The 13232-nt window shown below is 50.5% G+C and carries 13 protein-coding genes; 2 read left to right on the top strand and 11 right to left on the bottom strand.

Features of this window, described 5'->3' with window-relative positions:
* Window positions 1-385 precede the first annotated feature (385 nt).
* The 5 genes from ACESZP_RS14725 to ACESZP_RS14745 form a co-directional block, all read right to left on the bottom strand.
* Window positions 386-961 carry a CvpA family protein gene (locus ACESZP_RS14725; RefSeq protein WP_499709493.1) on the bottom strand — a complete coding sequence of 192 codons (576 nt, stop codon included), beginning with the start codon at window positions 959-961 and terminating at the stop codon, window positions 386-388.
* Window positions 962-1040: 79 nt separating this feature from the next.
* Window positions 1041-2264, bottom strand: a complete 1224-nt coding sequence (locus ACESZP_RS14730) for a DUF5711 family protein (protein WP_499709494.1) — start codon at window positions 2262-2264, stop codon at window positions 1041-1043.
* 92 nt (window positions 2265-2356) lie between these two features.
* Window positions 2357-3616, bottom strand: a complete 1260-nt coding sequence (locus ACESZP_RS14735) for a LysM peptidoglycan-binding domain-containing protein (protein WP_499709495.1) — start codon at window positions 3614-3616, stop codon at window positions 2357-2359.
* 237 nt (window positions 3617-3853) lie between these two features.
* Window positions 3854-4138, bottom strand: coding sequence for a PTS sugar transporter subunit IIB (locus tag ACESZP_RS14740; RefSeq protein WP_499709496.1), 285 nt, complete (start codon window positions 4136-4138; stop codon window positions 3854-3856).
* An 18-nt stretch (window positions 4139-4156) separates the two neighbouring features.
* Complete coding sequence (locus tag ACESZP_RS14745; RefSeq protein ID WP_499709497.1) at window positions 4157-5590, bottom strand: PTS sugar transporter subunit IIC; 1434 nt, start codon at window positions 5588-5590, stop codon at window positions 4157-4159.
* A 206-nt stretch (window positions 5591-5796) separates the two neighbouring features.
* On the opposite strand from ACESZP_RS14745, the gene ACESZP_RS14750 reads away from it, so the two are divergent.
* Entirely contained in the window at window positions 5797-6522 is a 726-nt protein-coding gene (locus tag ACESZP_RS14750; protein WP_499709498.1) for a creatininase family protein, read from the top strand.
* A gap of 21 nt (window positions 6523-6543) precedes the next feature.
* Window positions 6544-7314: a DeoR/GlpR family DNA-binding transcription regulator gene (locus ACESZP_RS14755; RefSeq protein WP_499709499.1), complete on the top strand. Its 771-nt coding sequence runs from the start codon at window positions 6544-6546 to the stop codon at window positions 7312-7314.
* 104 nt (window positions 7315-7418) lie between these two features.
* Here the strand turns inward: ACESZP_RS14755 and ACESZP_RS14760 are convergent, their stop codons facing one another.
* The 6 genes from ACESZP_RS14760 to ACESZP_RS14785 form a co-directional block, all read right to left on the bottom strand.
* A complete protein-coding gene (locus ACESZP_RS14760; RefSeq protein ID WP_178040168.1) occupies window positions 7419-8360 on the bottom strand; it encodes a transketolase C-terminal domain-containing protein in 942 nt (313 codons plus the stop codon).
* Window positions 8348-9184, bottom strand: coding sequence for a transketolase (locus tag ACESZP_RS14765; protein ID WP_158365291.1), 837 nt, complete (start codon window positions 9182-9184; stop codon window positions 8348-8350). The genes ACESZP_RS14760 and ACESZP_RS14765 overlap by 13 nt, the downstream gene beginning before the upstream one ends.
* Before the next feature lie 187 nt (window positions 9185-9371).
* Complete coding sequence (recR, locus tag ACESZP_RS14770; protein WP_178040167.1) at window positions 9372-9968, bottom strand: recombination mediator RecR; 597 nt, start codon at window positions 9966-9968, stop codon at window positions 9372-9374.
* Window positions 9968-10318, bottom strand: a complete 351-nt coding sequence (locus ACESZP_RS14775; protein ID WP_178040166.1) for a YbaB/EbfC family nucleoid-associated protein — start codon at window positions 10316-10318, stop codon at window positions 9968-9970. Before ACESZP_RS14775 ends, recR begins: the two co-directional genes overlap by 1 nt.
* A 13-nt stretch (window positions 10319-10331) precedes the next feature.
* Window positions 10332-11927, bottom strand: coding sequence for a DNA polymerase III subunit gamma/tau (dnaX, locus tag ACESZP_RS14780; protein ID WP_178040165.1), 1596 nt, complete (start codon window positions 11925-11927; stop codon window positions 10332-10334).
* A gap of 22 nt (window positions 11928-11949) precedes the next feature.
* Complete coding sequence (locus ACESZP_RS14785; protein WP_499709500.1) at window positions 11950-13023, bottom strand: 6-phosphofructokinase; 1074 nt, start codon at window positions 13021-13023, stop codon at window positions 11950-11952.
* Window positions 13024-13232 lie beyond the last annotated feature (209 nt).

Consider the following 13232-nt stretch of genomic DNA (forward strand, 5'->3'; position numbering starts at 1 on the left):
TTACTGTTAAAAGGTGTTCAATCTTATTTCTAAGACCAAACTGTTCTTGAATTATTCTCTTAGAATTTTCAAGGTTTTACACTGTTCAGTTATCAAGGTTCGTTCTGTTGTCTTTGTCGTTCCTTACCGAAGCGACTCGACTATCTTATCACATTCGTTCTTGCTTGTCAAGAACTTTTTTAACTTTTTTTGAAAAAGTTTTTGATGTTCTTTGATTCGCTTTGAAGTGAACCGCTGTCCCTCGCGACAGCTTCTATACTTTATCACGGGTGCAAGAGAATGTCAACACCTTTTTTTTAAAATTTTTAATATTTTTTCTACAGAAGGTACAATTCCCGGCTCCACAGATGAAAAAAGCCTGTTTTTCCTTGATTTTAAGCCATTTTTACAAGCTCAGCCAATTCAGGAGCAGATTGTTGCGGTAGAGCCAGGACAGGATACTGCTCTGGGCAGTCATTTTTAGGAGCTGGCCGCCGGCACTGGTGGACGCACATACGGTGATGACCACAAAGAATATCCAGACCAGCACCACGCCCTCCGCGAAGCCCAGGAGCAGACCGGCAGTTTTGTTGAGGCCGTGGAGGATCGGCAGGTGGGACACAATGCCAAGGGAGAATACGATACCGCGGATCAGAACGCCTGCCAGAAGCAGTGCAATCAGGAAGGCGGCCCAGCGCAGGATCTCGTCTGCCAGATAACCGCTTACCGCATTTTCCATACCAAGAACGCGAAGCGCGTCAAGTAATTCCATGTCGCTTCCTTCTATGCTATTCTGAAGGAAGCCGTACAGACCGGTGCTTTCTTTCAGGAAGACATGAAGATAGGGCGATACCACCGAGGTGATAATCAGGGTCAGCGCCAGGCTCAGCACGCCTACGATTTTGCGGATGAAGCCTTTGTGGTGTCCGTCCCATGCGGATAATATGATAAATAAGCCTACTGCGGGCAGTAACCAGTTCATAATATTTCTCCTTTGTTATGATAGCAGAGCGCCCCGGCATCTGTTTTTGCCGAGGCTCTTTTACTTTTCTTTATGACTATTACCGTAAGCGGATGGTTTCCGTCCGGTCTGAGAATACCAGGACGAATTTATTCCGTCCATTTCCCTTATATAGATCCGCAATGACGCTGTCGAAAGAGCCCTTGTATTTCAGGACACCCTTTTCGCTGTAGATCTCGCATTCATTTTCATTATATAAAATCAGATATTTGCCAGACAGTTTTACCTGGCTGTATTCCAGGTCCGTCTTCTGGGACAGGATCTGTCTGCCAGAGGCATCATAGAGGTCCACCTGATATCTGCCGGTTTCCTCTTCCGCCTCCTCGGTAGTGTCGTCGCCCAGCGTAACGATGCCGATACGACCGTCCCCCCAGAAAATACTTTCTATTTCAGAATCCACAGTGACTGCATTTTTCTCCTCCGGAATCTCCGCGCCTTCATAATAGATGATTCCCTGATCGGAAATGGCCGCGCAGGTGGATTTGCCGATGTATTTGACCCGAGGAATGACCGTGTCCGCGTACACCTTGGACGAAACGATTTTGTCCACAAAGTTGCTTCCTACGGAACCGAAGTTGTAAAATACCACGCAGCTGGCCGCCGCTCCCTCCTGCACCTGCAGATAGGACACCACCAGCTTGGCTCCGTCCGGGGAAATGCCGATGGAAATGGGCTGGCCGGTCTCGTCGAGACTGCAGCGGGATTCCGCCAGCTTGTTGCCTTCTTTATCATAGAGATAAATCCAGGATACGGTGCTGTCGTTCAGTAAAATAGCTGTTACACCCTGGGCGGAGACGCTGATCTGCTGAATCGGAAGCAGGGTGCTGATCTCGGTGACCGCGCCCTGGGCGTCAAAGACGTATACGGTGTTGCCCTGTTGATCCGCTACGGCGACCGCGCTCTGGCAGATATCCACCATGGGATTCTGCATATTGTAGGTCTGGCTCCAGACGGCTTCGTTATTGGAAGCGATACAGGAAATGCCGTCCTTGCTGTATTTCAGAAGCTTGCCATTGTATTCTGTATACAAAGTATTTACGGTGCTGCTATGTTCCACTGTCGCTGTGGTCTCATAGGTGGTGTAGGTTTTGTTCCGGGACCAGACGTTGAACGCCAGGCAGCCGCACAATACGACGACGGCACCAATCAGGTATTTCGCGCCTTTTCCTGCCCGATGCCGAAGCAGTTTTTTCTTATAATCCTTGGAATCGCTGTCCTGCTCCTGGTAGGGCGGTGTATCATAAAGCTTTGTTATATTGGCCATGGGCTGTTATCCTTTGCAATCCTGTGACTGTCCGGCGCTTTCTCCGGCATTCCGGACTGTGTCTCTTTTTATGCTATGATAGCACAGATCCATTAGGGAAGCAAAAGTTTTTGTCCCTCCAGTATCCGGTCACTATCCTCAATACCATTCAGGCTGCAGATGGCGTCTATCTCGTCATCCCGGCCATAGATCCGGCGGCTGATTTTCAGGAGGGTGTCACCCTTACGGACGGTGTAGCTCTCCGGGGTGGAGGTGACTGCTTCTGACGTGGCAGGCGCGGCTGCTGTGTCATCCGCTGATTCTGCCTGGGTATTGCCCTGCTCCTGGAAATCCGCTGCATTATCTGCCTCCTCTGTAGCTTCTGCCAAGTCTGCTGAATCCGCCTGTTCCGGCGCAGCCGTTTCCCCGTCTGACTCCGCGTCCTCCACCGTTGTTCCGACCCGATTTTCCTCAGCCGCAGTTCCATCCTGAGCCGTCCCGTCTTCAGCCTGTCCCAGATCCGCATAGGCCGCTTTCAGCTCCGTGTCCTGCTGCTCCAGCGAATCCGTCAGTTCCCGCAGGGCTGTCTCCAGTCCGGTCATTTTCTCATAATTATTGATGAGAGTAATTCCGATAACCAGCACCACCATCACCAGAAAGGTACTGGCCATATACAGGAAGGTCATGACCCGCTTCTGGCCGGATGCCTCCCTTTTCTCCTGCACGATGGTCCGAAAGCTCTTGATGGCCCGATCCTCAAAGTGTTCTTTTTCGTCGATGCTTTCGCCATCCCCTGTCTCAATCATGTAGCGCTGCATGGCTTCGTTGCGCTCATAGAATATCGTATAGCCACGCTGACGCGTCAGTTTTCCATTTTCATAGGCAAAGAAATCTGCTGCCTCGTCCGAAGAGTCCGACACCAGCAGCACCTTGTCCACACCGCCGAAATAATTCACATGAATTTTCAGAAGCTCCGGACCAAGCTCCATGGGATAGCCGGGCAGGGAAAGATACCAGCCCAGGATGTCCAGATCCGCGAAGTACTCCTTCATGGCTCCGTACACTTCCGCCCAGATCTCATCGGTGAAGGGAATGCCGTTTTCTATGTACTCCAGCTTCTTCAGGCCCACAGCGCCCCGGATGAACAGATAGGGAAGCCCGTCCATCTGCTCGGAATGGCCAAGCAGTATCGCTACCCGGCTGTTCAGCGTCTCCTCTCCCGCCAGCCGCCGCAGATAGGTAATCACATAATCTTCTATATATATTTTACGTCTGTCCTCCGGATCGCCTATCTGGCGCACATTTTTCGGCAGCTCAATTTTCCGCTCCGGCCCCGTTTCTTTCGCATTTTCTCTGTAAACGAACTCAATCATACACTCACCTCATTACCGCTGTTTTCTCATGAATTTGAGCATCCCGGACCGCCCCGGGGGTAATTGCCCGCTCATTTTCTGCATGGTAACACAGACCTGGCGCGAGGTGTGGCGGATGGTGTCGAGGGATTCGGAATTTTTTTCGACAGTTTTAAGACAGGGGAAAGCCCCGGCAGGCTGCGAGACAAATCAACGCAGTCCGTCGGGGCTTCTGTATACTATAGGAAATGAGTTATGTCAAAATACTTTATGTTCTTTACACTTTTCTGTAATTTCATCCTCAGACAGTACGTTCTGAAGGGGAATCAGCTGCAGACCATCCTTCAGGCCGGAGAAAGAATCCTTGAATGCCATCGGGCAGAAAATGATGTCGTAATTATTGGCGATGGTCTTGGCCTCGCCCAGGCTGCAATGGCTGATATCATACTCCAGACCCTTTGCGTCAAATACGCTCTTTACCTTCATTTCCATTAAAAGGCTGGAACCCATTCCATTACCGCAGGTCGCTAGAATCTTATACATATGTTTTCCTCTTTTCTTTTACTGTTTTACGTGATCGTAGTAATGCTCTTTGTTATGTCTGTAGTGAATCTGGGTGATGCCTAGCAGAATCAATACGGTCACTATGGTAGCTACATACGGATTGATATATTTCACAGCTACAGTAAATGCAGCAAAGAACGTACTGTTATCAAAGAATGCCGGCCATGCTGTCAGTAAAGTTCCACTTGCCGCCCGTACAAACAGAATCATTACCAGCGAGATAACCACCTGAAAGATACCATTCAGGAATGGTACAATCATGGCTGCTCTGCGACCGCCCCTGTTGTTGGCATATACTGCCACAGTCGCATTATCAAAGAACAGCGGCACGAAGCCCGGTACCAGGAACAGCGGAGATTTGAATACCAACAGGCCCAGGATAGCAACCAGCTGTCCCAGAAAACCGAAGATAAAACCGAACAGCGGTACATTCGGATGCGCAAAGTTGTAGGAAACTGCGCAGTCTACTGCAGGCATCGCTCCCTTTACAACCTTCTTGGAAATTCCGTCGAAGGCCTTCATCAGTTCAGATACAAACATCCGAACGCCCGCCAGCAGGATGTACATATATACAGAGAAATGGAAGCAGGTGGTAACGATGTAGGTGAGCATCAGGGTATTGGCTGTAAAAGTCGTATCGTTCTCCATCAACGTTTCACGTCCAATAATTGCCATGATAGTGCCCAGGAAAATGGTCATCAGCAGCGCTGTGGATACCACGTTGTCATTGAAGATGGACAGGAAGCCCGGAAGCTTGGTATCTTCTACCTTCTTCTGATCCTTACCGCCAAACACGCCTGCAATCTTATCTACAAACCAGATGCCCAGCATCTCCTGATGGCCGATAGCAAAGCCTGCGTTGCCTGTCAAACGCTGTGTCGCCTCTACAGTCAGGTTAGAACCGACTGCAGCCCAGGTTCCTGCCAGGATGCCGAACAGAATACTGAAGCCCAGATTCTGAGTCTGCGGAGCCACCATGTAGGTGAACCAGAGAATTCCTGTGGTGTACCACTGAAGTGTATGTCCCGTTACATATAAGGTACGGCATCTGGTCCATTTATTGAAAATAACCAGCACAAAATTCCATACGAATGAAATAATGAAGGAAAACATCGTCCACATAACTGCATTTCCGATGGAATACAGACCGCCTTCTCCGTACATCTGTCCCAACAGGAAATAAGTATCGACTACAGCCGCCTGCAATTCGAATTTCGCGCCGATGGCGTTTACAATCGGACGGAAGGTAGCGGACAGTCCGTTCGAACCTACTGTCAGAATGAAAAAACCCACTGCCGTCTTGATAAATCCGGCCAGCGCCTCGTACCACGGTTTTTTAATCACGAGCAAACCGAAGAATACGATGATTCCTACAAAAAACGCCGGTTTCGTCAGAAAGTTTGAAACCAGAAGTGACAAGAAATTTAACATATCGTAAAACCCTCCTTTGTTTTCTTGATCCCCATTTTATACATATTACATCTTCTTGTCAATAGTTTTATGATAATATTTTCATTTAAATTATATTTATTTACATATTATATCTTATTTTCGTTTATTTTTTTGATACATTTGACATATACTTTATTTTTTAGTATAATTTTTTCTATAAAATGTGTTTAGAGGAGGTTTTTTTAATGAAAAAGAATGATTTTTATGCCGGACACTATACAGCGCCAGAATTTAATGATACAATAACTTCCAATAAAGGCGCGATTCTGGTCTGCGGTTCCTGCGAGCAGCATGGATATCACATGCCGCTGGATACCGATAATATTATTGGCTTTGAGCTGGCGCTGCGTATCGCGGAAAAGACGGATATGCTGGTGATGCCGCCTGTAACCTACGGTCAGGTATGGTCTGCCAAGGGCTTCCCTGGAACAATTTCCCTGACACCCACCGCGTTGAAATGCATTTTAAGAGAGATTATCTGCTCCCTGGAACAGCAGAATGTGAAAAATATCGTTCTGATGTCCGGTCACAACGGCAATTACCCTATCTTAAAGGATCTGGCCCGGGAGATCCGCGACGAATTTGGCTGGACGAACATCTGGCATTTCCCCATGGCTCTCTCCAAAGAGCTGATGGCTGAGGCCAAGTCCGCTCCTGCCCCTATCCCTCACGCCGGAGAAGCAGAAACCGCTATGATGCTCTATCTGCGTCCGGATCTGGTACATCTTAACCGGGCAGTTCCGGAATATCCGGATATGCCGAAGGATTTCGCGTACCGACCCATGCACTGGAATGAATTTATTAAGGTCGGTTCTTTCGGAGATCCGGGCGCCGCCACCGCCGAGTATGGACGCGCGCTGGTAGAATATGCCGTAGACACCACGGCAAATTTAATCAATCAATTGCTGTAACCCAGCAGGTAAAGGAGATACATGAGAACCTCAGACAAAGAAATCCAGAAGCGTCTGGATGCTACAATCGAATATCTGGCAGAAAACGGCGAAACCCATATCGAGGATCTGGCCAATTACCTTTCCGTTTCTCCTTTAACAGTGCGCAGAAATATCAAAGAGCTCCAGGAGCAGAACATTATCGAGCTGAAGAACAGCAGCCTTTCACTGAATCAGTCCGCACAGAAAAAATGGATGCGCCTCAAGAACCGCGATGCCCGCGTGCGGATTCAGCAGGCCGCTGCCGCCATGGTAAAACCGGGCGACGTCTGCTATATCAATACCAGTTACACCGCCCTTGGAATTCTGAAGTATATCTCCGATACGCCCTGTACCATCATCACCAACAATGTCAATGTGGTCAATATTGAGCGTTCGCCGCTGATCCGCGTGGTACTGACCGGCGGGGATCTCCACGCCACCCGAAGCTCTGTGGTCGGCGAAGCCGCTATCCGGATGTTAAATTTCAACCGGGCCAACAAGTGCTTCATCGGCATCGATTCCATCAGTCTGGAGAGCGGACTGAGCGCCAATGATTTTTCCGAGGCCGCCCTCACCCAGCAGATGATCGAAAGCTGTACCGGCGAAGTGATTCTGGTGTCCACCAGCGATAAATTCACCCACTCCGCGCCATTTTTTGTAGCATCGCTGAATAAAATCAATACGTTTATAACGGACGAGAAGATTAACATGCTGACTCTTTATGAGATGCGCGATAACCGCAACATCAAGGTAATCGTCACCTCCGCGTGATGGATTCCGGGTTCTTCATTTCATTCATTTACATAATGCAAAAGGCAGATGCCCTATCGGGCACCCGCCTTACTTTTTTCCTGTCTATTTCAGACTTTTTATTCTTATTTCAGCCAGTCTTTGATCTGCTCGTATACGCCAGCGCCATCCAGCTTGTACTTCTCAAGCAGCTTTACTGCCGGGCCGGACTCGCCGAATACGTCATATACACCGATCTTCTTTACCGGAGTCGGAAGCTTCTCACTAAGTACGTCGCAAACAGCGCTGCCAAGGCCGCCGATCACAGAATGCTCTTCTGCGGTTACTACCTTGCCGGTCTTCTTTGCGGACTTCAGGATGATCTCCTCGTCCAACGGCTTGATGGTGTGGATATTGATTACCTCTGCGGAAATGCCCTCTGCAGCCAGCTTCTCAGCTGCTTCCAGAGCGCTGTTTACGCACAGTCCTGTAGCTACGATGGTAAGGTCTGTACCCTCTCTTAACAGGATGCCCTTTCCGATCTCAAACTTATAGTTTGCTTCATCATTGAATACCGGAACTGCCAGTCTGCCAAAGCGCAGGTATACCGGTCCCTCGTACTCAGCTGCTGCCTTTACAGCTGCTCTTGCTTCTACGTCGTCTGCCGGGTTCAGGACAACCATGCCCGGAATTGTACGCATCAGAGCGATATCCTCGTTGCACTGATGGGTAGCTCCATCCTCACCTACGGAAATTCCTGCATGAGTAGCGGCAATCTTCACATTCAGATGCGGATATCCTACGGAGTTACGAACCTGCTCGAACGCACGGCCGGCAGCGAACATTGCGAAGGTGCTGCAGAACGGGATCTTGCCTGTAGTAGCAAGACCTGCTGCGATACCTACCATATTGCCCTCTGCGATACCGCAGTCGAAGAAGCGATCCGGATATGCTTTCTTAAATACGCCTGTCTTGGTTGCGCCGGCAAGGTCAGCATCCAGTACCAGAACGTTCGGATTCTCAGCGCCGAGCTCCTTCAGCGCGTTGCCATAGCTTTCTCTTGTTGCGACCTTCTTTACTTCTGACATAATGCTTCACCTACCTTCTCCAAATCTGCCATTGCGATTGCATACTGCTCATCGTTCGGAGCAGAACCATGCCATCCCGCGTTGTTCTCCATGAAGGACACGCCCTTACCCTTTACCGTCTTCATGATGATGGCTGTGGGCTGACCCTTGATGGTCTTTGCTTCGTTCAGAGCCATACGGATCTCATCGAAGTTGTGACCGTCAATGTTGATTACATGGAAGTTGAACGCTTTGAATTTATCATCGATGGGATACGGGGAGTTTACCTCGCCAATAGGTCCGTCAATCTGAAGATTGTTGTTATCTACGATGACGCACAGGTTGTCCAGATGCTTCGCGCCTGCGAACATGGAAGCCTCCCATACCTGACCTTCCTGGATCTCACCGTCGCCCAGCAGTGTGTATACACGATAGCTGTCGCCGGATACCTTTGCGGAAAGTGCCATGCCGACTGCTGCGGAGATTCCCTGTCCCAGAGATCCGCTGGACATATCAAGACCCGGTGTGTGCTGCATACAGGGATGTCCCTGAAGATGTGAGCCTACGTGTCTTAAGGTAACCAAATCCTCCTTCGGGAAAAATCCTCTCTCAGCAAGAACGGAATACAGACCCGGAGCTGTGTGACCCTTAGAAAGTACGAAACGGTCTCTGTCTGCCTTCTTCGGATCCTTCGGATCGATGTTCATCTCTTCAAAATACAGATATGTAAACATGTCTGCTGCTGACAGAGATCCGCCCGGATGTCCGGACTTTGCGCTGTGAACGGCAGTAACGATATCCTTGCGGACTTCATTCGCCGTCTTCTGGAGTTCTAAATTCGTCATGTTTGTCCCACCTTTTATAAAATATTGTAAAATAAAATCTGCTTCTTATAGTATACCGAGACTTTCAGAGTCGGTCAAGCTGTTCTTTGTGAATTCCTGTCGTTTTCTGTCCGTTTTCATTGCTATTCCGCTCCTTCACAGCAACACGCTTCGCGGAACAGCATCCTGTAAATAGCAATCGGCTTTCCTACAGTTCTACCCGCCCCTCCAGCGCCCGGAGCAGTGTCACCTCATCGATATATTCCAGATCTCCGCCCACCGGTACGCCGCTGGCAATCCGGCTGACCTTAATTCCGGTCGGTTTGATCAGCTTACTGATGTACATGGCCGTCGTCTCCCCCTCCAGGCTGGAGTTGGTGGCAATGATGACCTCTTCCACATCTCCCTGCAGTCTGGTCATCAGCTCCTTGAGACGGATATCTGCCGGGCCGATTCCAAGCATTGGGGAAATGGCTCCGTGGAGCACATGATAGACGCCGTCGTATTTGCCGGTCTTCTCGTAGGCGGCCAGATCCCGGGTATTCTCCACCACCATAATCACCTTATGGTTCCGCTTAGGATTGGCGCAGATGGGGCAGAGCTCCTGATCCGTCATGGTAAAGCATTCTTTACAATAACGGACATTTTTCTTGGCATTGATGATGGAATCAGACAGTGCCTGCACCTTCTCCAGAGGCATATTTACGATGTGGAAGGCCAGCCGCTGAGCCGTCTTGCCGCCGATTCCCGGAAGACTCGACAGCTGCTCAATTAATTTACTGATTTGACTGCTGTAATAGTCCATTAGAACGGAAAGCCTCCGCCAAGACCGCCGGTCAGGCCGGACATCATGGACGCGGAATCCTCTTCCTGCTGGCGCAGCACTTGATTTACTGCGATCTGGATCATTTCTTCCAGAGTCTCCACATCTTCGGGATCAATAGCATCCGGATCGATTGTCACTTTTGTGATCTCTTTCTTACCGGTCATCTTGACCTCGACTGCTCCGCCGCCTGCTGCCGCAGTGTACTCCTTCTCGTCCAGAGCCTTCTGGTTCTCCTCCATCTGGCGCTGCATCTTCTGGGCCTGCTTCATCAGATTGTTCATATTGCCGGGCATGCCCATGCCTCCCGGAAATCCACCTCTTTTTGCCATTTTTTACTCCTCCTTATTCGTCTTCAAATTCTATTTCTGTATGAATGACCTGTTCGATGTCAATCGCTCCCACTTCCGCGTGGGGGTCATTTTCCATACAGGCTACCAGAATCTCCATGTCCTTTCCGGTATCCTGTAAGATCACGTTTTTAATCTCCTGAATGTGACGGGTCTCCTTCAGGAAAGCCTCGCCGGTGGGCGTGGCCGCGATGATGCCAAGCTTCCCGTCGCCGACTGCTTTCAGCTGCGCGTCCTTTAAGTAGGTGCGCAGGAGCGGGTGCAGGCGGTTCAGCACGTTGTGCCAATTCTTTACCACATTCTGTACGTCTTCGGGCAGGGACTTGGGCGCGGGAGACGCAGGCACAGGTTTCTTCGGCTCTGCCGGGGCACTTGCGGGCGCTCCATTTTGCCAGCTGCCTCCGTAGGAAATGGCTCCGCTTTCCAGTTCTTCCATCTTCGCCTCGAACTCCTGTTCCAGCACGCGGATGCGATCCAGGAGCACGTCTGTCTTCGTCTCCATGGCGGGACGGCACAGCTTGATAAAGGCCACCTCCACCTGAACCCGCTTCTGGGACGCATAGCGGATCTGTCCGCCCAACTCCGAGAAAATACGGATATAGCGCATCAGGGTGTCGTCCTCGATCTGCAGGGCTTCTTCCTTCAGGCGGGCCAGGTTCTCGGTGGAGACGTCCAGAATGTCTTCCATATTGTCATTGCTCTTTAACAGGAGCAGGTTACGCAGATACCAAGTGAAATCGGTCACGAACTGACCAAGCTCCCGGCCCTGGACCACCAGCTCCTCAATCTCCGCCATGACGCCGGGCAAATCCCGTTCCAGCGTCATTCGCAGAAGCTTGCTGTAAACTTCAGTATCCACCGCTCCCAATACATCCAGCACATGATCATAGGTCAGCTTCTGATTCAGATAAAAAGCAATGCACTGATCCAGAAGGCTTAAGGCGTCTCGCATGGAGCCGTCCGCGGCCTTTGCGATATAGCGCAGGGCCTTCTCCTCCGTCTCCACGCCCTCTTTTTCCGTCAGCTCCTGCAGTCTGGCGGTAATGGTGTCCGCCGTAATCCGCCGGAAATCGTACCGCTGGCACCGGGACAAGATAGTCACCGGAATCTTGTGGGCCTCGGTGGTTGCCAGAATGAAAATGACATAGGAGGGCGGCTCCTCCAGAGTCTTTAACAATGCGTTAAAGGCTCCGATGGAGAGCATATGCACCTCGTCGATGATGTAGACCTTGTATTTACCCTCAGTGGGCGAGTAGGCTACCTCGTCGCGGATCTCTCGGATGTTGTCCACGCCGTTGTTGGAGGCGGCGTCGATCTCTATCACATTCATGGAAGTGCCTGCCGCTATAGAGCGGCAGGCCGCGCACGTTCCGCAGGGGTTGCCATCCACCGGGTGTTCACAGTTCACCGCCCGGGCGAAGATCTTCGCAACCGTTGTTTTTCCGGTACCGCGGGTACCGCAAAACAGGTAGGCATGTCCGATTCTGTCTGCATTGATTTGATTTTTCAGTGTGGTTACAATGTGATCCTGTCCCCGGACGTCACTGAACTCTGTAGGTCGAAACTTCCGGTAGAGGGCCATATACGACATGTATCAATTCCCCTTTGTTGTTTTAATCTCCGAAGCTGATGCCTATCATCTTCGCCTCTGATATAATGGAAGAATTCGGGTCTACAAACTTCAGCTTGCCTGCGGACTCCTCCAGCGGGATCCGCTGGCATTCCCCATTGACAATACCAATCATGTATCCATAAGCGTCGTCTACGATGGCCTGTGCAGCAGCCGCGCCCAGTCTGGTGGACAGGACCCGGTCGTAGGGGCAGGGACTTCCGCCCCGCTGGGTGTGGCCCGGAACGGTGACGCGGACCTCGGTGCCTAAGCGCTCGGTCAGCTGAGCCGCAATCTCGTAGGACACGGTCGGATACTTGTAGGTCTCCATGAATTTCTTCAAATCCTTCTTGCTCATTTCGGCGCGCTCCTTGGGAATCGCGCCCTCTGCCACCGCCAGAATGGTGAAGCCCTTCTTCTGCTTATTGCGGGCCTCTATGGCCTGGCAGATACTGTCGATGCTGTAGGGGATCTCCGGAATCAGAATGATATCCGCTCCTCCGGCGATACCTGCGTGCAGGGTCAGCTGTCCTACCTTGTGTCCCATAACCTCCACGATGAATACACGGCCGTGGGAGGCTGCCGTGGTATGGATACAGTCGATGCAATCCGTAGCGATATCCACTGCGCTCTGAAAACCAAAGGTCATATCCGTGCCCCAGATATCGTTATCGATGGTCTTCGGCATATGGATAATATTCAGGCCCTCCTCCCTAAGAAGGTTGGCAGTCTTCTGGGTTCCGTTTCCGCCCAGAATCACCAGGCAGTCCAGACGCAGCTTATGGTAGGTATGCTTCATGGCCTCTACCTTGTCCAGTCCGTTTTCATCCGGCACCCGCATCATTTTGAAGGGCTGGCGGGAGCTTCCCAGGATGGTTCCGCCCTTAGTCAGGATTCCCGAAAAATCTCTCGGGGTCAGCATCCGGTAATTTCCGTAAATCAGGCCCTTATAGCCTTCCTCAAAGCCGTAAAGCTCTACCTCATCCAGTGCGTTGCATACACCCTTTACGATTCCGCGCATGGTCGCGTTCAGTGCCTGGCAATCTCCACCGCTGGTCAGCATTCCGATTCTTTTCATATTGTATGCCTCCATATATTTAATTTGCGCGCCATGCATCTGTAGTGTGTGCTCCGATGCTGAGGGTGCATGGCAATACTTATGGTTAGTTTAGCATAGATTGGGGATTCTCACAAGGGGTTGAGACGGATCGCCCGAGCAGATTTTTATGCCAATTTTTAAGAGAAAAATCATATTTTCTTCCTGAAAATGCGTTATAATTAAATTAT

The sequence above is a fragment of the Candidatus Dorea massiliensis AP6 genome, from assembly GCF_964245105.1.
Classification (GTDB): domain Bacteria; phylum Bacillota; class Clostridia; order Lachnospirales; family Lachnospiraceae; genus Laedolimicola; species Laedolimicola intestinihominis.